Annotated in this window: 23 protein-coding genes; 11 read left to right on the top strand and 12 right to left on the bottom strand. The window is 73.2% G+C overall.

Features of this window, described 5'->3' with window-relative positions; all coding sequences use genetic code 11:
- Positions 1-118: 118 nt before the first annotated feature.
- From ACIGZJ_RS35600 to ACIGZJ_RS35555, 10 genes are all read right to left on the bottom strand, one after another.
- A complete protein-coding gene (locus ACIGZJ_RS35600) occupies positions 119-1,972 on the bottom strand; it encodes a 1-deoxy-D-xylulose-5-phosphate synthase (RefSeq protein WP_396461172.1) in 1,854 nt (617 codons plus the stop codon).
- Positions 1,972-2,991 carry a 4-hydroxy-3-methylbut-2-enyl diphosphate reductase gene (locus ACIGZJ_RS35595; RefSeq protein ID WP_396461171.1) on the bottom strand — a complete coding sequence of 340 codons (1,020 nt, stop codon included), beginning with the start codon at positions 2,989-2,991 and terminating at the stop codon, positions 1,972-1,974. Before ACIGZJ_RS35595 ends, ACIGZJ_RS35600 begins: the two co-directional genes overlap by 1 nt.
- Before the next feature lie 64 nt (positions 2,992-3,055).
- Positions 3,056-3,310 (bottom strand): DUF6059 family protein, encoded by a 255-nt coding sequence (locus ACIGZJ_RS35590; protein WP_396461170.1) that lies wholly within the window; start codon positions 3,308-3,310, stop codon positions 3,056-3,058.
- Between the two features lie 35 nt (positions 3,311-3,345).
- Positions 3,346-4,917 carry a tryptophan halogenase family protein gene (locus ACIGZJ_RS35585; RefSeq protein ID WP_396461169.1) on the bottom strand — a complete coding sequence of 524 codons (1,572 nt, stop codon included), beginning with the start codon at positions 4,915-4,917 and terminating at the stop codon, positions 3,346-3,348.
- A 57-nt stretch (positions 4,918-4,974) separates the two neighbouring features.
- Positions 4,975-5,703, bottom strand: a complete 729-nt coding sequence (locus tag ACIGZJ_RS35580) for a tryptophan 2,3-dioxygenase family protein (protein WP_396461168.1) — start codon at positions 5,701-5,703, stop codon at positions 4,975-4,977.
- Between the two features lie 44 nt (positions 5,704-5,747).
- Entirely contained in the window at positions 5,748-6,599 is an 852-nt protein-coding gene (locus ACIGZJ_RS35575; RefSeq protein ID WP_396461167.1) for an alpha/beta fold hydrolase, read from the bottom strand.
- 92 nt (positions 6,600-6,691) lie between these two features.
- A complete protein-coding gene (locus tag ACIGZJ_RS35570) occupies positions 6,692-7,900 on the bottom strand; it encodes a cytochrome P450 (RefSeq protein ID WP_396461166.1) in 1,209 nt (402 codons plus the stop codon).
- A 119-nt stretch (positions 7,901-8,019) separates the two neighbouring features.
- Positions 8,020-8,580, bottom strand: a complete 561-nt coding sequence (locus ACIGZJ_RS35565; RefSeq protein ID WP_396461165.1) for a flavin reductase family protein — start codon at positions 8,578-8,580, stop codon at positions 8,020-8,022.
- 93 nt (positions 8,581-8,673) lie between these two features.
- Positions 8,674-8,949, bottom strand: a complete 276-nt coding sequence (locus tag ACIGZJ_RS35560; protein WP_396461164.1) for an acyl carrier protein — start codon at positions 8,947-8,949, stop codon at positions 8,674-8,676.
- Positions 8,950-8,952: 3 nt separating this feature from the next.
- Positions 8,953-10,491 carry a class I adenylate-forming enzyme family protein gene (locus ACIGZJ_RS35555; RefSeq protein ID WP_396461163.1) on the bottom strand — a complete coding sequence of 513 codons (1,539 nt, stop codon included), beginning with the start codon at positions 10,489-10,491 and terminating at the stop codon, positions 8,953-8,955.
- A 635-nt stretch (positions 10,492-11,126) separates the two neighbouring features.
- On the opposite strand from ACIGZJ_RS35555, the gene ACIGZJ_RS35550 reads away from it, so the two are divergent.
- The 8 genes from ACIGZJ_RS35550 to ACIGZJ_RS35515 all read left to right on the top strand — a co-directional run bounded on the left by ACIGZJ_RS35550 (position 11,127) and on the right by ACIGZJ_RS35515 (position 19,594).
- Positions 11,127-12,329 (top strand): cytochrome P450, encoded by a 1,203-nt coding sequence (locus ACIGZJ_RS35550; protein ID WP_396461162.1) that lies wholly within the window; start codon positions 11,127-11,129, stop codon positions 12,327-12,329.
- A 67-nt stretch (positions 12,330-12,396) separates the two neighbouring features.
- Complete coding sequence (locus ACIGZJ_RS35545; RefSeq protein ID WP_396461161.1) at positions 12,397-13,245, top strand: fumarylacetoacetate hydrolase family protein; 849 nt, start codon at positions 12,397-12,399, stop codon at positions 13,243-13,245.
- Positions 13,242-14,267 (top strand): polyprenyl synthetase family protein, encoded by a 1,026-nt coding sequence (locus tag ACIGZJ_RS35540; protein ID WP_396461160.1) that lies wholly within the window; start codon positions 13,242-13,244, stop codon positions 14,265-14,267. Before ACIGZJ_RS35545 ends, ACIGZJ_RS35540 begins: the two co-directional genes overlap by 4 nt.
- A gap of 1 nt (position 14,268) precedes the next feature.
- Positions 14,269-15,255 carry a UbiA family prenyltransferase gene (locus ACIGZJ_RS35535; RefSeq protein WP_396461159.1) on the top strand — a complete coding sequence of 329 codons (987 nt, stop codon included), beginning with the start codon at positions 14,269-14,271 and terminating at the stop codon, positions 15,253-15,255.
- Positions 15,256-15,298: 43 nt separating this feature from the next.
- Positions 15,299-17,011: a prenyltransferase/squalene oxidase repeat-containing protein gene (locus ACIGZJ_RS35530; protein WP_396461158.1), complete on the top strand. Its 1,713-nt coding sequence runs from the start codon at positions 15,299-15,301 to the stop codon at positions 17,009-17,011.
- Positions 17,008-18,309 (top strand): FAD-dependent oxidoreductase, encoded by a 1,302-nt coding sequence (locus ACIGZJ_RS35525; protein ID WP_396461157.1) that lies wholly within the window; start codon positions 17,008-17,010, stop codon positions 18,307-18,309. The genes ACIGZJ_RS35530 and ACIGZJ_RS35525 overlap by 4 nt, the downstream gene beginning before the upstream one ends.
- Before the next feature lie 134 nt (positions 18,310-18,443).
- Positions 18,444-19,310 carry a TauD/TfdA dioxygenase family protein gene (locus tag ACIGZJ_RS35520; RefSeq protein ID WP_396461156.1) on the top strand — a complete coding sequence of 289 codons (867 nt, stop codon included), beginning with the start codon at positions 18,444-18,446 and terminating at the stop codon, positions 19,308-19,310.
- Between the two features lie 71 nt (positions 19,311-19,381).
- Positions 19,382-19,594, top strand: a complete 213-nt coding sequence (locus ACIGZJ_RS35515; RefSeq protein ID WP_387952578.1) for a LuxR C-terminal-related transcriptional regulator — start codon at positions 19,382-19,384, stop codon at positions 19,592-19,594.
- A gap of 85 nt (positions 19,595-19,679) precedes the next feature.
- Here the strand turns inward: ACIGZJ_RS35515 and ACIGZJ_RS35510 are convergent, their stop codons facing one another.
- Positions 19,680-20,945 (bottom strand): cation:proton antiporter, encoded by a 1,266-nt coding sequence (locus ACIGZJ_RS35510; protein ID WP_396461155.1) that lies wholly within the window; start codon positions 20,943-20,945, stop codon positions 19,680-19,682.
- A 464-nt stretch (positions 20,946-21,409) separates the two neighbouring features.
- Positions 21,410-21,997, bottom strand: coding sequence for a TetR/AcrR family transcriptional regulator (locus tag ACIGZJ_RS35505; RefSeq protein ID WP_396461154.1), 588 nt, complete (start codon positions 21,995-21,997; stop codon positions 21,410-21,412).
- Positions 21,998-22,174: 177 nt separating this feature from the next.
- On the opposite strand from ACIGZJ_RS35505, the gene ACIGZJ_RS35500 reads away from it, so the two are divergent.
- From ACIGZJ_RS35500 to ACIGZJ_RS35490, 3 genes are all read left to right on the top strand, one after another.
- Positions 22,175-23,326 carry a cytochrome P450 gene (locus tag ACIGZJ_RS35500; protein ID WP_396461153.1) on the top strand — a complete coding sequence of 384 codons (1,152 nt, stop codon included), beginning with the start codon at positions 22,175-22,177 and terminating at the stop codon, positions 23,324-23,326.
- A 109-nt stretch (positions 23,327-23,435) separates the two neighbouring features.
- Positions 23,436-24,329, top strand: coding sequence for an SAM-dependent methyltransferase (locus tag ACIGZJ_RS35495; protein WP_396461152.1), 894 nt, complete (start codon positions 23,436-23,438; stop codon positions 24,327-24,329).
- Positions 24,330-24,451: 122 nt separating this feature from the next.
- Positions 24,452-25,258 (top strand): class I SAM-dependent methyltransferase, encoded by an 807-nt coding sequence (locus tag ACIGZJ_RS35490; RefSeq protein ID WP_396461151.1) that lies wholly within the window; start codon positions 24,452-24,454, stop codon positions 25,256-25,258.
- The last annotated feature ends 150 nt before the right edge of the window (positions 25,259-25,408 follow it).

Here is a 25,408-nt window from a genome sequence, read left to right as displayed (position 1 = left end):
CGCGTCGCCGCCGACCGGCACGTTGCCGACCATGATCTGCCGGGAGTAACGGCGCTTGGCGAGCGGCTTGAGCGGCAGGGACGGAATACCGAGCGCTACCGGCATGGGACCGGGCTCCTCACTTCGTTGTCGTCGACTGGTCGGGGGCGGTTCCCGGCCGCGCTCGGCCGGGGTGGAGCAGCTCGCCGAGGGTGCGGGCGATGCCCTGCCCCGAGAGCCCGCAGCGCGCCAGGATGTCGTCCCGCGCGCCGTGCTCCAGGAAGTCCTGCGGCAGCCCGAGGGTGCGCACGGGTGCCGCCGCTCCGGCGTCGCCCATCGCCTGGGCGATCGCCTGTCCGGCGCCACCGGCGCGGCCGCCGTCCTCGACGGTGGCGACCAGGGTGTGGCGCAGACCGAGCTCGACCAGGGCGGGCGGGACGGGCTTGACCCAGCGGGGGTCGACGACGGTGACGCCGACGCCGTCCCGGGCCAGCCGGTCGGCCGCGTCCAGGCACGCCCCGGCCATCGCGCCCACCGAGACGAGCAGGACGTCCGGTGCAGCGCCGCGGCGCAGGACGTCCACGCCGCCGACGGTCTCGACGGCCGGGACGTCCGGGCCGGTGCGGCCCTTGGGGAAGCGCAGGGCGGTGGGCCCGTCGTGCACGTCGACCGCCTCGCGCAGGGCCCGCCGCAGGGCGGTGGCGTCCCGCGGCGCGGCCACCCGCAGGCCGGGCACCAGCTGGAGCAGCGACAGGTCCCACATCCCGTGGTGGGAGGGGCCGTCGTCGCCGGTCACGCCCGCGCGGTCGAGGACGAAGGTCACCGGCGCCCGGTGCAGGGCGGTGTCGAGCAGGAGCTGGTCGAAGGCCCGGTTGAGGAAGGTCGCGTACACCGCGACCACCGGGTGCAGGCCGCCGAAGGCCAGGCCCGCTGCCGCCGTCGCCGCATGCTGCTCGGCGATGCCGACGTCGATGGTGCGGTCCGGGTGGCGGCGGGCGAACTCGCCCAGCCCGGTCGGTTCGAGCATGGCCGCCGTGACGGCCACGAGGTCCGTCCGGGTCGCGCCGAGTTCGGCCAGTTCGCCGCCGAAGACCGATGTCCACGAGGGTGAGCCGTCCCCGTCCGGGCCGGGCTTCGCCTTGGCCCGGACGGCGTGGAAGCGGTCCGCCTCGTCCTGCTCGGCCGGGGCGTGGCCGCGGCCCTTCTCGGTGACGCAGTGGACCAGGACGGGCCGGCCGAGGGCGGCCGCGCGGCGCAGGGCCGCTTCGGTCGCCGCGATGTCGTGCCCGTCGACCGGCCCCAGGTAGGCCAGCCCGAGCTGCTCGAACAGGGCCTGCGGGGCCTCGGGGCCGCGCAGGGCCGCGAGGTGGCCGGCCAGCGCACCGGTGGTGGGGGCGTAGGACCGGGCGTTGTCGTTGAGCACCACGATCACCGGCCGGTCCGGCGCCGCCGCGATGTTGTTGAGGGCCTCCCAGGCCATCCCGCCGGTCATCGCGCCGTCGCCGATCACCGCCACGACGCGGTCCGCGGCGCCGTTCAGGCGGTGCGCCCGGGCCAGCCCGTCCGCCCAGGAGAGCACGGTCGAGGCATGCGAGTTCTCGATGACGTCGTGCGCGGACTCCTGCCGCGACGGATAGCCGGAGAGGCCGCCCGCCTGCCGGAGGGTGGCGAAGCCGCCGGCCCGGCCGGTGAGGATCTTGTGCACGTAGGCCTGGTGCCCGGTGTCCCAGAGGATCCGGTCGTTGGGGGAGTCGAAGACCCGGTGCAGCGCGATCGACAGCTCGACCACCCCCAGATTGGGCCCGAGGTGCCCACCGGTCCGGGTGACCGCCTCCACCATGAACGTCCGGATGTCCGCCGCCAGCCGGCAGGCCTGGTCGGGGGAGAGGGCCCGGACGCCGACCGGTCCCCCGAGGTTCTCCAGGGGCGGTACGGCGTGCTCCTCGGCCGCCGGCCGCGAGCCGGCCGGGTGGGCGTGTGCGACGGTCGGCATCAGAGCACCTCGTCTGCCAGCGGAGTGCGCGGTACCCGGCCGGTGACCGGATCCGCCAGGCGCGCCGGGATGGAGAAGACGACGTCCTCCACGGCGCCCTGCTGGACCTCGACCCCGCCGTAGCCGAGCTCGGCCAACCGGTCGACCAGCTCGCGGACCAGGATCTCCGGGGCGCTGGCCCCCGAGCTGACCCCGACGGTCGACACGCCCTCCAGCCACCGCTCGTCCAGGTGGGTGAGGTCCGGCACCAGGTGCGCGGCGCAGCCCCGCTCCCGGGCCACCTCCACCATCCGCACCGAGTTGCTGGAGTTGTGGGACCCGACGACCAGGACCAGGTCCTGCCGGGCGGCCAGCTCCTTGACCGCGGTCTGCCGGTTCTGGCTGGCGTAGCAGATGTCGTCGTCGTGCGGACCGACCAGGTCGGTGAACCGGTCGCGCAGCGCCTCGATCACCCGGGCGGTCTCGTCGAACGACAGGGTGGTCTGGGTGAGGTAGGCCACCGGCGTGTCGTCGGCCAGGTCCAGCCGCTGCACGTCCTCGGCCGTCTCGACCACCAGGGTCCGTTCGGGGGCCTCGCCGAGGACCCCTTCGACCTCCTCGTGGCCCGCGTGGCCGACCAGCAGGATGATCCGGCCGTCGCGGACGAACCGGAGCGCCTCCTGGTGCACCTTGGCGACCAGCGGGCAGGTGGCGTCGATGACCTCCAGGCTGCGCCGCGCGGCGCCGGTCCGCACCGCGGGCGAGACCCCGTGCGCGGAGAACACGCAGATCGCCCCCTCGGGCACCTCGTCCTCGCTGTCGACGAAGACCGCGCCCCGCTGCTCCAGCTCGGAGACGATGTAGTGGTTGTGGACGATCTCCTTGCGGACGTAGACCGGTGCACCGTGCAGGTCCAGGGCCCGCTCCACGATGCCGATGGCGCGGCGCACCCCGGCGCAGAAGCCTCGCGGCTGGGCCAGCACGACCCGTCCTTCGGTCTCGGCTCCGGCCGAGGCCGCCGAGCGTAATTGACGTACCATCAGAGTCCTTTTCACGCAGGGAACATGTCCGCCGTCGGGCACCCGTTGCCGGGGGAGCGGGTGGTCAGGGCAGCCGGTCGGCGCGGCCGGCTCCCGGGATCCCGGGGGCGCCGGAGGAGAGCTGGCTCCACAGCGCCATCTCGGCGGGCGAGAGCGGCAGATGGGGGATGAGGCGCTCCGGGTGGCCGGGCCCCGGGAGGGGCCGGGGGCGGGGGCCGCGACCCGGCGGGTACGGCTCCCCCGCCGTCAGCCACTCGTACGGCGGGTTGAGGCCCCAGAACGCGCCGAAGGTCACCAGCCCCGGTTGCAGCCACCTCATGAATCTGATCGGCCAGCGGCCTTCGTGACGATCCATCAGGAGGCGAACCGCCCGGGGGTGGCGGCGTGCTGGTGCGCCAGGTAGGCGTACTGGCTCGGCATCCGGTCGGTCAGGGACTCCGCCTGCCGGCGCACCAGCTGGAACTCCCTGACCGCCGCGGTCTCGTCGAGCCTGGAGAGCACCGGCAGCGACCGGGTCGACAGCCCGCCGAGCCCGAGGAGCATGGCGGAGTACGAGTAGGGCTCGAAGCCGTGGAAGTAGGGGTAGACCGAGTCCTGGTCGGGCAGCCGGGTGCGCCACTGCTCGATGCGCTCGGCCAGGCCGTCGGGCAGCGGGCGGCTCTTGGCGTCCCGCCAGTACTGGTTGTCGTTGCGGGCCGCGGCGTAGTAGTGGAGGACGAGGAACTCGCGGACGCCGTCCATCACCCGGCCGACCTGCCGGTTGTAGGCGTCGCGGAGCCGTTCGTCGTCCCGGCCGCCGGGGAGGTGGCGGACCAGCTGCTCGATGCCGTTCTGGATGAAGAAGATGCCGGTCGACTCCAGCGGCTCGACGAACCCGCTGGAGAGGCCGATCGCCACGCAGTTCTTCGCCCAGGACTGGGCGCTGCGCCCGATCCTCATCCGGATGTGGTTGGCGGTGAGGTCCTCCGCCGCCGGGCCGACGAACTCCCGCAGGGTGCGTTCGGCCTCCTCCGGCGAGCAGTAGTCGCTGGCGTAGACGTACCCGGTGCCCAGGCGGTCGAGCAGCGGGATCGTCCAGATCCATCCGGCGTCCTGGGCGGTGGCCGTGGTGCACGGGCGCATGCCCCGGGCCGCCACGTCCACCGGTACCCGCAGGGCCACCGCGCTGTCGTTCGGAAGGGTGTCCTGGTACGAGACGAACGGCACGCCCAGCGCCTGGTTCAGCAGCAGGCCGCGGAACCCGGTGCAGTCGACGAACAGGTCGCCGGCCAGCTCGCCGTGCTCCTTGGTGAGGACGTCGCGGATGCTGCCGTCCTCGTCGAGGCGTACGTCGAGCACGTCGTCGCGGACGTGCCGGACCCCGCGCTTCGCACCGAACTCGCTCAGGAACCGGGCCAGCAGGGTGGCGTCGAAGTGGTAGGCGTACGGGAACTGGGTGGCCTGTCCGGGCGGCGCCGCGCGGCGGGGGTCGGCCTGGCCCGCCGTGAGGTCCTGCTCGAACATCGTTCCGTCGAGGTGGCGGGGGGAGCTCTTGGCGTCGCACAGCGCGGCCAGCACGGAGGCGTCGTGGTCGAAGCGCTCGCTCGGGCGCAGGTGCAGCCACCAGTCGGCGAGCGAGTAGCCCTCCACGACCCGCGGCCGCTCGAACGGATGGTAGAAGTAGTGCCCCTTGGCCCGCCAGTCCTCGAAGCGGATGGCGAGCTTGTAGGAGGCGTGGCACTGCGGCATCCACTCGTGCTCGGCCAGCCCCAGGAACTGGAAGAAGTGCCGGACGGTGCTGAAGGTGGCCTCGCCCACGCCGATCGTCGAGACGTTCTTCGACTCGACGAGCGTCACGTCGATCCGGTCGCCGAGCGCCGCCTTGAGGTACGTGGCGGTCATCCACCCCGCGGTACCGCCACCGACGATTACCACACTGGAGATCATTGGTCCTCACCCTGGCTTTCTGTGGACGATCTGGCTTCCTGCGGACGGTGGGACGGTTCAGCCCGTGCTGCCCGCGAACTCGGCGGCGTGCACCTGCCCCCGGTGGCTGCGCAGTTCGGGGAACGGAAGGACGATGCGGCGGATCAGGTAGTCGATGCCGCTGGTGCCGCCGGTGCCCTGCTCGCCGCCGACCATCCTCGACATCAGGCCGAGGTGCGCGACCTTCCAGCGCCACAGCCCGTCGCCGACGTCGAGCAGCGCCTCGGCGACCCGGTGCAGTCCGCCGGCCTCGGGCCCCAGCCGGCACACCTGCGCCACCGAGAGGCCGGAGCGTTCCGCGGCGGCCGTGAACGCCTCGTACAGCGCTCCGGCCCGCCGGTCGGTGCCGACCAGCCGGCCGAGCCCGGCGAACTGCTCGGACTGGGCCCCGCTCGCGGTGCCGAGGAAGGGCCGGAACTCGACGAAGTGCCGCAGCGGCAGGCGTTCCAGCACCAGGACCTGCTCGTGCAGCACCCGGAGCAGGTCGCCGGCCCGCCGCAGCAGCTCCGCGCCCAGTTCGAGGTCCGCTGCATCGGACCCGGAGCCCGACCCGGAGGCGAGCGTGTCGACCACCGCGTCGAGGTCGGCGATCAGCTGCTTCAGCCACAGCTCGCAGGACTGGTGCGCCACGATGAAGAAGTGCTCGGCCAGTACCACCGCGCGGTCGGCCGTGCCCGAGGTCCGGGGCTGCTGGAGCGAGAGCAGGGTGTTCACCTGCAGGTAGTCCGCATAGGTCAGATCGGTCATGAGTCACTCCAGGTGCGGTACTCGGTCGATGACACTGCGTCGGCTCAGGCGGTGCCGGTGAGTACCTGGCGCAGCAGGCGGACGAAGGGCTCGGGCTCGCCCTGGAAGCCCGTGTGGTCCCCGGGGAAGTCGACGAGCGCGGTGCCGAGCTCCCCGGCGAGGGCGGCCGCGGCCCGGTGGGACAGCTGCCCCTTGGAGTCGGTGCCGCCCGCCACCACGACGGGGGCGGTCGCGGCCCGCAGCGCGGCCAGGTCGGGGCGGTAGCAGGCGGTGGGGCGCAGGATGTGCAGGAAGAACCGGTCGAGGATGGCCCGGACGTCGTCCGGCGGGGTGAACGACTCCAGGTCGGTCACCTCGTGCCGCCCGCCGCCGGGAGGCCGGGAGAAGCGCTCGACCCCGGTCAGGGCGGCGTACTTCTTCAGCGCCTCGTTGCGGCCCGTACCGGCGTAGGTGTCGCACACCTCCTCCAGCGCGGCGCGCAACTGCTCGCCGTCCGGGAGCAGTTCGACCAGCGGCGCTTCGTGGGCGACCACCGCCCGGACCCGCCGGGGGTACCGGGTGAGCAGCGCGAGCGCGATGGAGGCCCCGCCGCTGCTGCCGAAGACGTACGCCGGCTCGTCGCCGAGCGCGGCCAGCAGGTGGCCGACGTCGTCCGTCAGCAGGTCGAGCGTCACCTCCGCGTCCTGGTCGTCGACGGTGCTGCGCAGGATGCCGCGCGGGTCGTAGGTGACGACGGTGAAGTGCTCGGCGAGCAGCGGGGTGATGGTCGCGAAGCCCCGGCTGCCCATGGGGGCGCCGACCAGCAGGAGCAGCGGGCCCGTTCCGCTGGTCTCGTAGCACAGCCGCGCGCCCGGCAGGTCCAGCAGGTGGCTGGTCGGGTCGGTGGTCGTCGCCATGTCCGGTTCGTCCTTTCGATCGGTTCGCACGGCCGTGCCGCGCGGTGGAGGGCCGGTGGCCGGGCCCGGCTCAGGCCCGGCCCGGGCCCGGCTCAGGTCCAGGTCAGGTCGAGCGGCAGGTGTTTGGGGCCGAAGATCCCCCGGGCGTCGTGGAACTCCACGCCGGGCGCGGCCGAGAACCCGCTCCAGCGGTCGAGCATCAGCTCCAGGGCGATGCGGGTCTCCAGCCGGGCCAGCGGCGCCCCGATGCAGAAGTGGATCCCGTGTCCGAAGCTCAGGTGGGGGTTGGGCTTGCGGCGGAAGTCGAAGCGGTCCGGGTCGGGGAACACCTGCTCGTCGCGGTTGGCCGAGGACAGCCAGGTGACGATGATCTCGCCCGCCGCGATGGTGCGGCCGCCGATCTCGACCTCCCGGGTGGTGCGGCGCGTCATCGGGGCCAGCGGTGCCCGGTAGCGGAGCACCTCCTCGATCGCGGTGGGCAGGAGGCCGCGGTCGGCGCGCAGGGCCGCGACGGCCTCGGGGTGCTCGCTCAGGCAGAGCACGGAGTTGCCGAGCAGGACGGTCGTGGTGATGTGGCCGGCGAGCAGGAGCAGGCTGACGAAGCCGACCATCTCCTCGTCCGCCAGGCGCTGTCCGTCCACCTCCGCGGCCGCGAGCGCGCTGATCAGGTCGTCCTTCGGCTTGGCCCGCCGGGAGCGGATGTGCTCCAGGCAGTACGGGTTCATCTCGCGCATGACCGTCGCCATGGACTGGATCCGGGCCTCGTTGGGGATGAGGCCGCCGGTCTGCCCCTTCGGTGACACCAGCTCCTCGGCCCACCGCCGGAAGGTCTCGCGGTCCTCGGCGGGGATGCCCAGCAGCTCGGTGATGACGATGACCGGCAGCGGGTAGGCGAGGTCCGAGACCACCTCGATCCGGTCCGCGCCCTTGACCGCGTCCAGCAGCTCCCCGGTGATGGCGGTGATGCGGGGCTGGAGCCGGGCCACCACCCGCGGGGTGAACGCCTTGCTCACCAGGGTGCGCAGCTTGCGGTGGTCGGGCGGGTCCTTGCGGATGAGGTTGCCCCGGGAGAAGAGGTCGACGTCCTCCTGGGAGGGGGTGATGTCGCTGAAGTCGGAGGAGAAGACGGTCGAGTCGGCCAGGATCTGCTCGGCCTCGGCGTAGCGGAAGACGTGCCAGACGCCGGCCTGCTCGTCGTGGCTGACGGGCTCCTGCGCCCTCATCCGTCGGAACCAGGCCAGGGTCGCCTCGGCATCGCCGGACTGGTCGGCCAGTCCGAGGCCGGGCTCGGTTGCGGTCATCGCGGGGTCCCCCTCGGGTCGGTCAGGTCGGTCGGCACTCGGGTCAGGGTCGGGCCGGGGTCACGTCGGGCCGGGGTCACGCCCGGTCAGGGTCACATCGGGCCGGGGTCACGCCCGGGTCAGGGCCCGGGCGGCTCGGCGGGTCCGGCCGGCCAGGCCGAGAACCGTCTCATCCCGTAGAGCAGCGGTACGTCCGGTCGGAGCTCCAGGCCCGCCACCTCGCCGAGCACGACGGTGTGGTCGCCGACGGGGTGCAGCCCGGTGACGGCGCACTCCGCGACGGCGAGGGCGTCCTCGTACAGCCACGGCAGCCCCGCCGTCCCGGTCGGCCGCCAGCGGACCTGCGCGAAGCGGTCCGCCACGGGGGAGGAGAACACCTCGGCGGCGGTGCGGGCCCGCGCGTTCAGCAGGTTGACCGCGAACCACCTCCGCGTCCGGATCACCTCCAGGGTGCTGCCGCCCGTCTTCAGGCAGACGAGCAGGGTCGGCGGGTCGAGGGCGACGCTGCTGAGCGAGGAACAGGTGACGCCGCGGGGCGAGCCGTCCCGGCCGGTGCCCGTCACGACCGCCACCCCGGTGGGGAAGGAGCTCATCAGCGACCGGAACGCGTCCGCGCCGACCGGGTGGTGCTCGTCGTGCAGTGGTCCGGGACGGGCGGCAGCGGTGCGAGTGGCTTCCACGGGAGATCCTCTGCTGGTGTCTGGCGGGTGTCGGGCCTGTCGGGGCGGCGGCCGCCGGCCGCTGTGCCGCGCCCGGCCCGGACCACCCGGACGTCATGTCCGTGCGGCGCCGTCCGGCTGTTCCGCGGTCACGGATCCGGCGAGGGACCGCAGCGAACTGAAGGCGGAGGGAGGATGCTCCGGGTCCCATTCGACGCGGAACTCGCCCTCCATCCGGTCGAGCAGGATCGTCAGCGTCAGCGAGTCGACGCCGAGTGCCAGGAGCGAGGCCCCGCGGTCGATCGGCTCGCCCTCCACGTGGTCGTCCCAGACATCCGCCAGGAGTTCCTCGAGACGGGCGAGGACGCGCTCCGAGCCGGCGTTTCCCATTTCTCAGTCCTTATGTCCGGGCCGGGCGGTCCCGGCCGTCGTTCCGGCCGCTGTCCCGGCCGCCGTGGCACGCAGTGCGCGCCGGTCGACCTTTCCGGCGGCATTGCGCGGCAGCGCCGAAACGGTCCGGAATTCCGCCGGGCGCTTGTACCGGCTCAGCTGCCGGCGGGCCAGGTCCCTTAGGGAGTCCGGAAGTTCGGCGTCCTGCCGGGGTGTCACCACATAGGCGACGGGGGATTCCCCCCATTCGGCATCGGGTATGGCGACCACACATACTTCGTTGACGTCCGGGTGGCGGAGAATCACCTGTTCGACCTCGGCGGGGTACACCTTCTGGCCGCCCCGGATGATGACGTCCTTCACCCGCCCGGTGAGGTGGATATAGCCCTGTTCGTCGACCGTGCCGAGGTCCCCGGTGCGCACCCAGCCGTCGCGCAGGACCTCTGCGGTGGCCTCGGGGTCCTTCCAGTACGCGCGCATGACGGCGGGGCTGCGCACCCACAGCTCGCCGATCCGCCCGGTGGGGGAGGGGTGTTCCTCGTCGTCGAGGCTGCGGAACACCGTGCCCATGGTCGCCCGGCCGATGGAGGCGGCGCGGCCGCGGGCCTCCCCCGGCGTGTAGTCGTGGTCGGCGGGCGGAAGGGTCACCACCGGGCCGCCCGCCTCGGTCAGGCCGTACAGCTGGCGGAACCCGCAGCCGAACGCCGCGTGCGCCTCCAGGAGCAGCGGGCGCGGCATCGGCGCCGCGCCGTAGACGATCTCCCGGAGGGCGGACGGTCCGGCCGACGCGGGCCCGCGGGCCTTCAGCAGGTAGCGGAGCATGTCCGGCACCACGAACAGGTGGGTCACCTGGTGGCGCCGGATCGTGGCGAGACACTCCTGCGGGCTGAACATCCGCAGGAGCGAGACGGTCGCGCCGGCGGCCAGGTAGACGAGGGGGATCACCATCGCCCCGTGGGACAGCGGCCCGCAGTGCAGGAAGACCTGGTCCGGGTCGGGCCGGACGTCGGCCTGGTAGCCCAGGGCCACGGACCGCAGGGAGCGGTGGTCGATGCAGACGCCCTTGGGGTCGCCGGTCGTGGCGGAGGTCTGCAGGATGAACGCAAGCTCGTCGTCGGGGACGTCGCCGCCCGGCGGCCGGGCGGGCGCGCTGGTGACGGCCCGCCGGTACTCCTCGGTGTCGTAGTACAGGACGGGGAGGCCGGGGGCGGGGTCGGTTCCCGGCAGGCCCACCTCGCCGACGACCGCCGAGACCTCGTACCGCAGGACGGCGGCGGCCACCTCCTCGGCCACGGCGGTGTAGTGGAGGGGGACGGCGGCCGCACCGATCTTGCCCAGGGCGAAGTAGGTCTCGAACACCTCCAGGCGGTTGTGCGAGACCACCGCGACCCGGTGGCCGCGTTCGACGCCCAGCGCCAGGAGGGCCCCGGCCAGGTGGTCGGTCCGGCGGTCCAGCTCCGCGTAGGTGACGTGCCGGTCGCCGTCGCGGACGGCGATCCGCTCGCCGTGGCGCTGCCGGCCTCGCTCCAGAAGCAGAGCCATCCAGGACATCGGCGGACCTCCCCTGTCTCGGCTTTCGTGTCTGTGATCAGCAACAGGCACACTGCCGGGGCCGGTCCGGGGCCAACAACCCCCACTTTGCTGGGGTACCCGTCCGAGGGGCCGTCTGTTAATGTGCGGGCCCGCTCGGGCCGGCCCGCCCCAGGTATCCGGACGGAATGGGCGAAAGGGGCGAGTCGCCGATGCGTGCGTATCCGGACGAGCCGCGGGCGGATTGTAGCGTATTTCTCGACGGTCGCATATCCCCGAAAATGAGGGTTGTTGCGGCAGGGGTCGCGGGGCAGTGTTGCCATTGATACGCAAGCGATACAAGCGAAAGAAATCCGGGCCGACCGGATCTTCCGGTTCCGGGACGCGGTGTCGCGATCGACGAGCTCTAGCCACGGGGGTCTGAAATGGCGTTTGACATCAGCTTACAGGCCTTTGCCTGTATTTCCGTGGTCGTGACCGGTGCCCCCGTGGAGTTCCCGGGGCCGAACCATCACCGGCTTTCGGCCATTTCCCTCTGACAGACATCCATCGATATTCCCTGTCTGCCCGTGCCGCGCGGCGCACCCTGCCGCGGGCTGCTTCGGCGCGCGCTCCGCAGCGAGCGTGCGCAGATCGGAATTCATCCTGTGGATCACGTCGCCGACTACCCCAGTGCAGCCGACCACGCGGGCGAGGTCCCGCCCGAACTCGACCGGTTACGCGGCGCGGAACCCGTCTCCCGGGTCCGCCTGCCGGACGGCAGGACCGCCTGGCTGGTGACCCGCCACGACGACGTGCGCACGGTGCTCTCCGGCGCGGGGTTCACCCGGGACCTCGCCTCGGCCTCAGCCTCAGCCGCGGCGCCGGCCGCCGGCGGCGGGGCGCCGATGCGCACGGTGAACATGGACGGCCGTCCGCACCTCGAACTCCGTGGCCTGGTCTCCCGGGCGTTCGCCGTCCGGCAGATCGACGGAATGCGCGGGCGCGTCGAGGAGTTGACGGAGAGTCTGCTCGACGACCTGGAGAAGGAGGGGCCGCCCGCGGACCTGGTGCGCCACGTCGCCGCGCCGCTGCCGGCCGTCCTCATCTGCGAGCTGCTGGGATTCCCGACCGGCGACCACGACACGCTCGGCCGCCTGTGTGACCGGATCACCACGGTGGGCGCCGGCGGGCTCGACCAGGCGGCCTGGCGGGACCTCAGCACCCATGTGACCCGGACGGTGGAGGAGAAGCGCGCGGCCCTCCGGCAGGGCGGCCGCGCGGACGCCGACGTGCTGAGCTCCCTGGTCCACGCCCACGACGAGGAGGGCCGGCTCGGCTACCAGGAGCTCGTCTCGCTGGCGATCGTGATCCTCGCGGGCGGCCTGGAGACGACACAGACCGCGATCAGTGCCGGACTGCTCCGACTCCTGCGCCACGGCGACCAGTTGGCGGCGCTGCGGGAGAACCCCGCCCTCCTGGACGGCGCGGTCGAGGAGATCCTGCGCCACCAGCCGGTCATCGACCTCAACCGGGTCCAGGTGGCGACCGAGGACGTCCTGCTGAGCGGGCGGACGGTGCGCGCGGGCGAGCTGGTCCAGGTCTCCGTCAACGCCGCCAACCGCGACGAGGCCGTCTTCCCCGACGCCGCGCGGTTCGACATCGCGCGGCAGCCGAACCCCCATCTCGCCTTCGGGCACGGCGCCCACCACTGCCTCGGGGCCGCGCTCGCGCGGCTCGAACTGACGACGGTGTTCTCGGCGATCCTCCGGCGCTTCCCCCACCTGCGCCTGGCGGTGCCGGCCGAGAGCCTGCGCTGGCGCGGCGGCCACGTCACCCTGGGCCTGCAGGAGCTGCCCGTCGCCTGGTGAGGACCGCCCGATCCCCGGATGAGGTCCGCACCACCCCGGTCGACCCGGCCAGGAAGGTTCATTGCGCATGCTCATATGTCGATATATCGATCATGCGGCCGATCGCGGCCGCCCCGGATACGGACGGCTGGAGCAGGGCCCCGGCGGCCGCACCGTCGTCCCCGTCACGTACGACCGGACGGCCGGCCGCTGGGTGGACGGCGCCGGTCGGGCGCGCCCGCTCGACGAGGTCACCGTCCTGCCCCCGGCCGAGCCGAGCAAGATCGCCTGCGTCGCGCTCAACCGCGCCCCGGACGGCCATGTGCCGTCCGCCGGCCGGCCGCCCGCCGGCGCCGCCTCCTGCGCCGTCGTCCTCAAACCGCCGTCCTCACTGGCCGCCCACGGTGCGACGGTGCACCACCCGGGCACAGCCTGGGAGTTGAAGTACGAGGCCGAGCTGGCCGTCGTGATCGGCGTGCGCTGCACCCGGGTGTCACCGGACGACGCCGCCCGGGTGGTGGCCGGGTACACCTGCGCCAACGACCTCACGGCGTACGCGAAACCGGCCGCGGACGGCTCCGGGGGGCCCGCCCCGACGGGCCACCCGCCGGTCTGGGCCAAGCACTTCGACGGCTTCACCCCGCTCGGCCCCTGGCTCGCCACGGACCTCGACCCGGAGGACGCCGAGATCACCTGCACCGTCGACGGGGAGACCGTGCAGCGCGCGCGCACCAGCGGCCTCCTCACCCCGGTACGCGAGGTGATCGCCGCGGTCAGCGAGCACATGACGCTGTTGCCCGGCGACGTGATCCTCACCGGGACGCCCGCGGGCTCGGGCCCGCTGCCCGTCGGCAGCAGGGTCGAGGTCGCGATCAAGGACATCGGCACCCTCACCACGACCGTCGGCATTCCGGAAGAAGGGCAGTACGAGAGATGACGATCGTCAACAACGTGACGCGCGAAGCCGAACTGTCGGGCCTCGCCTCGTTCCTGGCCGGTGGTGACGCGCTGCAGCGCGACCTGCTCGACATCTGGGGCGGACGCCGCGACCAGCTCGGCAGGATCGCGGAGTACGCGCTGGTCCCGGCCGGAAAGCTGCTGCGCCCGCTGCTGGTGCTCGAATCGGCCCGGTGCGTCGGCGGCAACCCGGACGGCATGGCCGAATTGGCCCTCGCCATCGAGTACCTGCACGTCGCCACCCTGATCCACGACGACATCATCGACGAGGACGACGTGCGCCGCGGTCGCCCCTCCGTCAAGGCGGCCTTCGGCATACCCGCCGCCATCGTCGCCGGGGACGGCCTGATCCTGGAGACCTTCGCCGCCCTGACGGGCTCCCGGCCCGCCGGCGTCTCGGACGCCGACATCGTGGCGGTGACCTCGGTCATGGCCGCGGCCGGGGTGGGCCTGTGCCGCGGCCAGCTGCTGGAGTCCGAGTTCGTCGGCGACCTGGAATGCACCGCGGACCAGTACCTGACGATGGCCCGGCTGAAGACCGGCGTGCTCTTCGAGTCGGCCTGCCGGATCGGGGCCATCCTCGGCACCGACCGGCAGGACTGGATCGACGACCTGGGCACGTTCGGCATGAACCTGGGCACCGCCTTCCAGATCCGGGACGACCTGCTCGCCTTCGACGACACCGCCGTCTTCATCGGCAAGCCCCGGGAGAGCGACCTGCAGAACCGCCGGCCGACCCTGCCGGTCCTGCTGGCCTACCAGCGGGCCACCGACGGCGAGCGCAAGCAGCTGGAGCAGGCGTTCCACGGGGAGTTCCCCGTGGACGAGTCCTTCGCCCTGCTCCGGACGATCGTCGAGACCACCGGCGGCCGGGAGGCGGCCGACCAGGTCGCCACGGACCTGATCGCCGACGCACAGCGCCGCCTCGCCAACCTCCCGGCGGGCGAGAGCACCGACATGCTCGCGGAGATCGCCGGCTACGCGTCCCGGCGCGCGTTCTGACATGGGCGCCACCCGGCTCGTCCGCACGCTAGACGCGCACCTGCGCACCTGGCGCCCCTACACGATCTGGTACCCCGGCCTGGTCGGGCTCGCCGGCGCGACCCTGGCCGCCGACCCGCACGCCGACGCCCGACTGCTCGCCGCCTGGTTCGTGCCCACCGCGATCTGGACGGCCGCCCACTACCTCGGCGACTACCTCGACCGGGACCTCGACGCCATCAGCAAGCCGCAGCGGCCCATCCCCTCGGGCCGGCTGCGGCCCGGGGCGGCGCTCGTCTGCGGCGCCGCCCTGGCCGCCGAGGCCTGCGCCGCCGCGCTGGCCGTCAACTGGCGGACCGTCCTGCTGCTGGCGATCGGCATCGGCGGGGCACTCGCCTACAACGGCCTCTTCAAGGCGCGCGGGATCTGGGGCAACATCGTCCGCGGAGCCCTCACCGGCGCGGCCTTCGCCTTCGGCACGATGATGGCCGTCCCGCTCCCGCCCGCCGAACTGCTGCCGTTCGTCGCGGTGTTCTGGGCGCACGACGCCGCCTCGAACCTCGTCGGCACACTGCGCGACGTCGCCGGGGACCGCGAGGGCGGCTACGCCACCTTCGCCGTGCGCCGAGGGCTTCGCACGGCCGGGCGGACGGCCGCCGCCCTCTACGGCCTGGCCGTCGCGACCGCGGCGGCGGGGGCGGCGCTGGTCCCGCGCGACCGTGCGGCCTACCTCCTCGTGGTGCTCCTGGCCGCGCTGATCGGCTGCGGCGCCTTCCGGGTGGTCCTCGCCCCCGGCCGCACCCTCACCCAGCACACGGCCCTGCGCGCGCACGAGGTGCTGGTCGCGGAGCGGCTCGTCCTCGCGGACGCCCTGCTGGTCCCCGGCCTCGGACTGCCCGCGGCGATCGGGATCCTCCTCCCGGTGCTCGTCCTCACCATCACCATCCAGCGCGCGATGCGCTCCGGGCACGAGTTCGTTCCGGAGGACCGCGCGCAACCCGCCCACTGAACCGAGCCGACCCCTGACGAGGGAGCAAGGAGAGACGTTTCCCGTGAGCTCAGCCGTGGACACCCGTGTCGAGGCGTCGATCGCGCACGCCGCCGAGACCCTGTTCGACGCCCAGCGGCCGGAGGGATCCTGGCCCAACCGGCGGCCCACCGCCGTCCTGGGCACGGCCGGCGCGCTGGCCGCCCTGCACATCGCCGACCCGGAGCGCTCCCGCGACCTGATCGACCGCGGGGCCCGGTGGCTGCGCTCCGCCCAGGACCCGGGCGGAGGGTGGGGCGGCGTCGCCGGCGCCACCCCCCAACTGATCCCCACCGTGGTCGCGGCCGCGACCCTGCACCTGCTGGACCCGGACGGACACCGCGAAGCCGTGCGCCGCGCCCTGGACCAGGTGCGCGCGCAGGGCGGACTGGAGGCGCTCACCGACCCCGGCATGGCCCACATGGCCAGGACCTTCCTCGCCCTCGCGGGCCTGGAGGACCTCACCGGCTCCCGCCGCATCCCCCTCGAACTGCTCCTGCTGCCCCCGCGGTTGTGGCGCGGCCGGCTCTCCTTCCGGGTGGCCCCGTTCGTCGCGATGGCGTTCATCCAGGCCCGCCACAGCCCGCCGACCGGGCTCGGACGCCTCCTGTGGCGCGCGTCCCGGCAGGCCGGACTGCGGGCGCTCGCCGAGGTGGAACGGGGCGAGAACCAGCGCGGCGGATACGGCGGGGACAACTGGCTGGTGGCGGTGGTCTGCATCGGCCTCAGCTGCGCCGGGGCACCGCCCGCGACCATTGCCGAGGCCGTCGGCTACCTCCGCTCCACCGTGCAGCCCGACGGCTCCTGGCACATCATGCAGGGCCTCGACCTGATCGGCGGCTCCTACGTGGCCCGCGGCCTGGCGGACGCCGGCTACACCGACGACGAACGCCTGGTCCGGGCCCGGCGGTGGCTGCGCGGATGCCAGCAGGACCAGGCGTTCCCCGTCTACGACGCCCCGCCCGGCGGCTGGGGCTGGGAGGGGCCCCGCGGCTGGCCGAACTTCCTCGACAGCGCCAACGTGCTGTCCGCGCTCGCCCCCGCCGGCGAGGAGGGCGGCGGAGAACTGCGCCGCGGGCTGCGCTGGCTGGAGTCCCGGCAGGACCGCAAGGGATCGTGGGGGACGTTCGTCCCCGACACCACACTGCCGAACGACGGCCCCTGCCCCTACGTCACCGCCCAGTCCGTCGAGGCCCTGCTGGACGGCGGGGCCTCGCCGGACGACCCCGCGGTGCGCCGCGCCCTGGACTGGCTGCTCACCCACCAGCGGCCGGACGGCGCCTACGAGGCGCTGTGGTACCGGGGCCTCACCGCGGGGACCTCCCTGGCACTGGTCGCCTTCGGCCGGGCCGGACTCGCCGGCCACCCGGCGGCCCGGCGGGCCCGCGAGGCCCTGCTGCGCAGCCGGCTCGCGGACGGCTCCTGGGGCCCGGGCGAGACCGGGACACCCGGCGACGACCCCTCGCCGGGGACGGTCGAGGAGACCGCCTGGGCCCTGCGGGCGCTGCTCGCCTCCGGAGTGCCGGCCGACGACCCGCAGGTGCGCGGCGCGGCCGACTGGCTCCTGGCGGCGCAGCAGCCGGACGGCCTGTGGCAGGCCGGGCAGGTCTGCATGCACATCCGGAACTTCGCCTACTACGTGGACGGCCTGATCGTCCACGGACTCGCGTTGAAGGCGCTGGGCGCCTACCGGGCCGCCCTTGCGGCCGACCGCCACGAAGGAGGGGAGGCACGATGACGGCAGGGCAGCAGGCGACCGGGTGGCGGGCGGCCGGCCCGGAGGACGCGGACATCGTGATCTGCGGCGCCGGCGTCGCGGGCCTGGCGGCGGCCTGCGCGCTCGGCCGGCTCGGACTCGACGTCCTGCTGGTGGAGAAGCAGCGCTACCAGCCCCCGGTCGCGAAGGGCGAGGTCCTCCAGCCGGGCTCGCTGAACCTCCTGCACGACTGGGGAGTGCTCCGGGGGCTGGAGGCCAGGCGGGCGGTACGGCTCAACCGCCTGGTCGCCCGGCGGGACGACGGCTCCGAACTGCTCGCCATGGACTTCGCCCAGCTCGACACCGAGCGCTCCTGGATGCTCGCCCACGACTACGCGACGATCCTGGAGTGCCTGGGCGAGGCCCTGGGCCCCACCGTGCGCCGGGAGGGCGGCGTCCTGGTCGAGGACCTGCTGAGGGACGGGCACGGCCGCGTCACGGGCGTACGGGCCGGCGGCGGGCGCGAGATCCGCGCCCGGGTCGTGCTGGCCGCCGACGGCAGGTCCTCGCGCCTGCGCCGGCTGTCCGGGATGACCGCGGACCCGGTGGCGTACGGCCACCGGCTGCTCTGCTTCGAGCTCTCCGGGAAGCCGCCGGTGGCCGATGAGGTGTCCGCCTACGTCACCGACCGGGGGCTGGTGATGGTCTATCCGCTGCCGGACGACCGGATCCGGGTCTACGTCCAGGTGGCGGCGGACGAGCTGCGCAAGGCCGACCGGGCGCGGCTGCGGCAGTGGTGCGAGGCGCTCCTCGCCGACGTACCCGCGCTCGGCCCGCTGGCCGGGGCGCTCCAGGACGGTCTGGACAGCCGGCAGCTGCTGCCGGTGTTCCAGTTCCGCGCACCCTCCCTGGTACGGCCGGGCATCGCACTGATCGGGGAGGCCGCGCACGGCGTGCATCCGCTGGCGGCGCAGGGGATGAACACGGCCATCGGCGACGCGGCCGCGCTCGCCTCCCGGCTGGCCGGCGCGGACCTCGCGAGCCCGGCGGCGGCCGACGCGGCGCTGCGCGCCTACGAGACGGAACGCCTGGAGCGGATCAAGGGCATCCACACCATGAGCCACAACGCCGCGCGGATGATGACCAGCACCTCGCGCAGCGGGCGGGTGTTCGGCCGGCGCCTGCTCAGCGGGACGGCGCGGAGCGGGCGGCTGCGCTATCTGACGACCTACAACATGTCGGGCCTCGGCATGCGTCCGCTGGGCCCGTTGGACCGGCTCGTCCAGTTCGGGGTGCTGCCCGAGCGCCGGGCGGCGATGCCCGTCCCCGGCACGAGATGACCGGCGGTCCGCAGCACACGGGGACGAGACCGTGCAGGCAGGAACCGCTCAGGCAGGAACCGCTCAGGCAGGAACCGTACAGGCAGGAACCGTTCGGGGCTGGAACAGCCGCAACGACTGGAAGGGTTGACACGATGTCGGACACACGCAAGGCGGCCTTCGAGGTCCGTCCGCTGACCGCGGCTCTGGGTGCGGAGATCCACGGGCTGCGCCTGGAGGACATCACGGACGAGCAGTTCGCCGAACTGCGCCGGCTGCTGCTGGAGCACCTGGTGCTCTTCGTCCCGGACCAGCAGGGGTGGTCGCCCGAGTCGCGCACCGCCTTCGGACGGCGCTTCGGGGAGCTGGAGGTCCACCCCTACCTGCCCCACCTCGACGGGCACCCCGAGATCCAGATCATCGACTCGGAGCAGGACGGCAAGATCCCCATCTGGCACACCGACATGACCTACTCGCCGAACCCGCCGATCGGGTCCGTCCTGCAGATCGTCCGCAGCCCCGGCGTGGGCGGCGACACCATGTGGTCGAACCAGTACCTGGCCTACGAGGCGCTGTCCGCGCCGCTGCGGGAGCTGCTGGACGGGCTGACCGCCGTCCACGCCATCCGCATCCCGGGGCTGGAGAGCCGGGCGGAGCACCCCGTCGTCCGGGTCCACCCGGAGACCGGACGCCGGGCCCTGTTCGTGAACCGGGCCCACACCTCGCACATCGTCCAGCTCAGCCGCAACGAGAGCGACGCGCTCCTGCAGTACCTCACCGAGTTCGCCACCTCGCCGCAGTTCACCTGCCGCTACCAGTGGCGGCCGGGCGATGTGGCGATCTGGGACAACCGGGTCACCCAGCACTACGCCGTCGACGACTACGCGGAGCGCCGCACGGGCTACCGCGTCGTCGTCCTCGGTGACACGCCCACCGGGAACGAGGCCCGCTGGGAGCAGTACCGGCCCAAGCCGGGGGAGCGCTACGCGCCCGGCCGGATGAACGCGAAGGAGTCCTACTGACGACCCTCCCGGCGACGGATCCGACGGACGGCCCGATCTCATGTGCACGCAAGTGAGAGGTGTTGAGTGTCATGCTAGGAGCAACCCAACTACTCACCCCCAGGCAGACCGAAGTGGTCCGGCTCGCAGTTCTCGGCCTGACCGCGAAGGAGACCGCTCGCCGGCTGGGCATCTCGAAGAACACCGTCGACGAGCACCTGCGGGACGCCCGGCTGCGGGTCGGGGCGGCCAGCAAGTCCCGCCTGATCGGCTGGGCGGTCGCGTCCGGGATCGTCCAGTTCTGACGGTCCGTTCCTGAGCGGACCCGCATCGCACGAGGGGGCGGCCGCCCGGCTGTTGAAGCCGGGCGGCCGCCCCCTCGTCCAGGGCCTAAGCCCTGTCCCGGAGGGCGGCGGGTGCGTCCGCGGAGACCGACTCCCTGGAGGCCTCCGCCTCGACGAGCCGCCTGGGCAGGATCCACCGCAGCAGGGGACCGGCCATCGCCGTGGTGACCACGGCCATCACCACCATCAGCGAGTACAGTTCGCGGTCGATGATCCCCAGGCTCAACCCCACGCTCAAGGCGATGAGTTCGGTGAGGCCGCGGGTGTTCATCAGGGTGGCCAGGGCCGCGGACTGCCGGGCCGGCATCCCCTTCCCCCGGGCTGCCAGGTAGGCCCCCGCGAACTTGCCGCCGATGGCCACCAGGAGGATCAGGACGAGGTCCCGGAGGCCGCCCAGGCCGATTCCGGACAGGTCGACGTTGAGACCGGCGGTGAGGAAGAAGACCGGCAGCAGCATGGTCTGGCCCAACTGCCCCAGCTGGTCGTGGATCTGGGTGCGCAGCCGGGCGGTCTGCTCGCGCGGGACGACGGCGCCGAACAGGAAGGCCCCGAAGATGAAGTGCAGGCCGACCCACTCCGTCGCCCCCGCGGAGAGCAGCAGTCCCGCGAGGATGCCGGCGAAACCGGCGGGGCCGAGGGTGCCGGAACGGGCCAGGAGGCGTCGCAGCAGCGGGCGCACCACGAACAGCATCCCCAGCAGGTAGGGCACCAGGAGCAGGACGCGCCACTGCTCGGCGCCGGCCGCACCGCTGAGCGCGGTCACCGCGGCGAGGACCGACCAGGCCAGGACGTCGTCGATCGAGGCGCAGGCGAGTGCCAGGACGCCCAGGGTGGTGCGGGCCAGGTCGCGTTCGGTGAGGATCCGGGCCAGCACCGGGAACGCGGTGATCGACATGGCGATGCCGAGGAAGAGGACGAAAGCGGTGTGGTTCGGACTCTGGTGCCCCCTCAGGAGGTAGAGGCCCAGGGCGGATCCGAGGCCGAAGGGGAGCACGATGGAGCTGAGCGAGACGGTGACGGCGAACCCGCCGGAGCCGCGGGCCTGGGCGGTGTCCCACTCCAGGCCGACGGTGAACATGAAGACGGCCACCCCGATGGTGGCCAGTGCGCTGAGCTGCGGCCGGATGTCGGCCGGGAAGAGGTGGCCGGAGATCGCGTCGCCCGCGAGCGTCGGCCCCAGCAGGATGCCGGCCAGGACTTCGCCGATCACCGCGGGCTGGTCCAGTCGTCGGGCCAGCGCTCCGAGCAGTCGTGCCAGGAGGACGACGGCGGCGAGTCCGACGAGCAGTTCCGTGATGTGCTGGGCTTTCATGGGCCCCCGTTTCGGTCGGACGGGCAGGACGGAGGGCGCGCTGAACCGGGGCCGGGAGCGGGGCCGAGGCCGGGAGCGGGACCGGCGATGGGGCGGCCGGTGGGGCGGCGTGATCGATGCCCGAGGCCGAGGGCCCGTTGCGGGTCGTAGGCGTCCTCCGCGTTCGGCCGCCGCCCGGGGTGGCGTATCCGGCCCCGGTGTCGGGTGCGGCGGGAGCTGGCCCGGCGGGGAGTCTCACCGCCCCGGGGCCCGGCGGCTGGTGCCGGACAGGGCCCAGGCGGCACACCCGCGGGCGTCAGCGCGCAAGTGAACACGCCGCACAATAGTGGGCGATCGCCCACTCGTCAAGACCCTTCTGCCGATGGCTACTTGGTGAAGTCCGATCGCCGGGTCCCGCCCGCGCAACGCCCGTACCGCCCGGCCGCGGGTGTGCGGACGGGCGGTACGGGCGGAAGGGGTCGGAGCTACCGTGCGGCGCCGGCGACGACCGACGTCACGACCTTGCGCACCTCGTCGGCCTCCGGGGCGACGCCCTGTCGGCCGGCGAACAGCAGATGGCCGGTGCCGATCAGGGTGAGCGCGAGCATGTCGACATCGGCGCCGGACGGGATCCGGCCCTGGGTGCGCTCGGCGGTGAGGTACGACGCGATCATGGCGGTCGCCTCGGTCAGGACCGGAACGCCCGAGGAGCCGGCCTGGTGCAGCCGGGCGCGCAGCTCGTCGCGGGCGGTGACGAGGCCGACGATGGCCACCGCGACCGACCCGAACAGGTCCATCAGCGCCGCGGTGAGGTTGTCGGCGACGGTGTTCGTCCCGGCCGAGGCGCGCAGGGCGTGCCCCTGGGCCTGGATCCTGCCGATGCGGTCCAGTACCAGCGCGGCGAGGAAGGCGTCGAAGTCGTCGAAGTGCCGGTGCAGGACGCCCTTGGCGCAACCCGCCTCGGTGGTGACGGCGCGGCTGGTCAGCGCGTTCGGCCCGCCCTGGAGCAGGACTCGCTCGGCGGCGTCGAACAGCTGCTGGGAGACGTCACGGATCGCTGTCCCGGTCGGCATCGGGTCTCCCTTCCTTCCTTTCGGGCCTCGTTTTCCGCGGCGAAACGGGTGATGGTGTTTGACGAGTGGGCACGTGCCCACTAGTGTGGGCGCATGCCCACTATACCCCCAAACGCATCAACGGGTATGCCTTCGGGATGCCCCCGATCGGCGGCTTCGGGGCGCGACACCTACACGGTGCCGGCGCCGGTCCGCGAGGCGTGGCGGCAGGCGCCGGTACGGGAGGTCACCACCGAGTCCGGTCAGAAGGGCTGGCTGGTCACCGGGATGGCCGAAGTCCGGACGGTGCTGTCCGACCCGCGCTTCAGCCGGGCCGAGGCGCGGCGGATCGGCGCGGTCGTCATCCCGTCGGCGGTCCTGGCGAAGCCCGGCATCAACGATCTCGACGGGCCCGAGCACGTGCGGATGCGCCGTCTGGTGGCCGGAGCGTTCAGCGCCCACCGGATCCGCGCCCTGCGGCCGCGCATCCAGCAGATCGTCGACGGGCTGATCGCGGACCTCCTCGAGGCGGGCCCGCAGGGCGACCTGGTCGCCGGCCTGTGCCGCCCATTGCCGCTCACCGTCATCTTCGAGGTCCTCGGCGTCCCGCAGGAGGACCGGGAGCGCTTCAGCGGCTGGGCCGACCGCGTCATGGCCACCACGGCCTACCCTCCCGGGGAGTCGCTGAAGGCGCTCGAGTCGGTCGTCACCTACATGGCCGACCTGGTCGCGGCCAAGCGCCGCAACCCGGACGACAGCCTGCTCCAGGAGCTGATCACGGCCCGCGACGAGGAGGACCGGCTGAGCGAGGTGGAACTCGTCCACCTCGGCTGCGGCCTGCTGATGGCCGGCAACGAGTCCACCGCGACCGAGCTCGGCAAGGGCCTGGCCGCCCTGCTCGACAACCCGGAGCAGCTCGCCCTGCTGCGCGCCGACCCCTCGCTGGTGCCCGCCGCGGTGGAGGAGGTGCTCAGGTACGCGCCGCTGAGCGCCCGTGAGAACGGGGGCCAGGTGCGGGCCACCACGTGTGACGTCGAGCTCGGCGGCGTGGTGATCCCCGCGCAGAGCGTGGTCTTCGCCAGCCTGCCGGGCGCCAACTTCGACCCGGAGGCGTTCCCCGAGCCCGAGCGGTTCGACATCACCCGCGAGGGCGCCGGCGGCCACGTCACCTTCGGGTACGGCGCGCACCGCTGCCTGGGCGCCCAACTCGCCCGGATGGAGCTGGAGGTGGCGTTCACGAGCGTGCTCGCCGCCTTCCCCGGGCTGCGGTTGGCCGTGCCCGCCGAGGAACTCGCCAACGCCCAGGGCCGGTTGATCAGCGGGATGCAGGCGCTGCCCGTCACCTGGTGACGCCGCGGCCGCCCTGCGCACCGCGCCCACCCCTTCGCGCCGTGCCCGGACCCCGCGCCGGACTGCGCGCATACCCCCCGTCGGTCCCATCGCGAAAGAAGACGAGTTGATGACTGATCAGACGACCACTCCCGACGGGCCGGCACCGGCGGGGGAGGCCCCTCCGTCCAAGGAGGTGGCCGGTTTCTACAACGACCTCAGCGGGCTGCTGACCGAGCTTTTCGGCGGGAGCCTGCACGAGGGCTACTGGAAGTCCCCGGACGATCCGGCGACGATGGCGGAGGCCTCCCAGCAGCTCACCGACCTGCTGGCGGAGAAGCTTGCGGTCAACCCGGCGAGCCAGGTGCTCGACCTCGGGTGCGGCTCGGGCGCGCCGTCCATCCGGCTCGCCCGGTCGACGGGTGCGCGGGTCGTCGGCATCACCAACAGCGCCGTGCAGATCGAGGCCGCCCGGCGCAACGCCCAGGACGCGGGAGTGGGCGACCAGGTGACCTTCACCTGCGCGGACGCGACGGTCCTGGACTTCGAGGCGGATTCGTTCGACGGTGTCCTGATGATCGAGTCGATCTTCCACCTGCCGGACCGGCTCGGCGCGCTGCGGGAGGTGGCCCGGGTGCTCAGGCCGGGCGGCCGGGTGGCCCTGACCGACCTGCTGGACCTGGATCCGGCACCGGCTCCGATGGAGGAGGCGGTGGGGGATCTGGCCGAGCACTCGCGGGAGCACGGACACGCCCCGCTGGTGGCCAGGCCGATCCGCCTGGAGGACTACTCCGCGCTCCTGGAGCAGGCCGGCCTGGTGCCGGTCGAGCGGGCCGACATCACCGACCACACGGTGGCCCGCACGCTCGACTGCCTGCGGCAGCGGCTCACCGACGACCACGAGGAGCTCGTGCGCACGTACGGGATCCAGGTCGTCCGGCAGTACGAGTCCGTCCTCCCCCTGCTGGAGAAGGCCGGCTTCGGCTACGGCGTGGTGGTCGCGGCCGCCCCCGAACGGCCGTGACGCCCCCGCGGGCCGACTGCCTGGGCCGCTTTTCGGCGCCGACAGTCAGGGCTGACGATCGGTCAGGCCGCAGCGTCCACGTCGAGTTGACGAGTGGGCGCGCGCCCACCTAAAATGGGCACATGCCCACTAACCCAGACAGTGAAGTCCACCAGCAGCGACAGGTGGCGGAGTCGTTCGGGGCGGACGCCGAACGCTACGACCGGGCCCGACCCCGCTACCCCGAGCCGATGGTGGAGCAGATCGTCGCCGGCGGCCCCGGCCTCGACATCCTCGACGTCGGTACCGGTACCGGCATCGTGGCCCGGCAGTTCCAGAAGATCGGCGGCAACGTGCTCGGGGTCGAGCCCGACGTCCGACTGGCCGACCTGGCCCGCCAGTTCGGCCTGAAGGTCGACGTGGCGACCTTCGAGGACTGGGACCCGGCCGGCCGGCAGTTCGACGCGGTGGTCGCCGCCCAGGCCTGGCACTGGGTCGACCCGGTCGCGGGTGCGGCCAAGGCCGCGCAGATCCTGCGCCCCGGCGGCCGCCTGGCGGCATTCTGGAACGTCTTCCAGTTCCCGCCCGAGGTGGCGGACGCGATCGCCGACGTCTGCCAGCGGGTCATGCCCAACGCGCCCTTCGACTTCGGGGCGATGCTCCGGGGCGCCATGGACGGGTACCAGGCGTTCTTCGCCAAGACCTCCGACGGGATCCGCGAGGTGGGCGGCTTCGGCGAGCCGGAGCAGTGGCGCTTCGACTGGGAGTGGGTCTACAGCCGTGAGGCCTGGCTGGACCAGATGCCCACGCTCGGCGCCTTCACCCGGCTCCCGCCGGACAAGATGGCGGAGGTGCTGGAGGGCGCCGGGACCGCGATCGACGGCCTGGGCGGCAGCTTCACGATGAACTACGCGACGGTGGCGGTCACCGCGGTGCGCTCCGGCGCCTGAGGCGACCCGCCCGGTACGTCCGTCGCCGGAGGGGACGCCGGCGGCGGAGCCGGATCCCGCGGTGGTCCGCCACCGCGGGATCCGGCACCCCCGCACCCCGCACCCCCGCACCCCGCGGGCACTCGGCCTCGATCGGATTCTCGGATTCCT

It is taken from the genome of Kitasatospora sp. NPDC052868 (genome assembly GCF_044547105.1).
Classification (GTDB): Bacteria; Actinomycetota; Actinomycetes; order Streptomycetales; family Streptomycetaceae; genus Kitasatospora.
The sequence above is the reverse complement of the archived record's forward strand: the minus strand, read 5'-3'. Positions and strand labels throughout refer to the sequence as shown.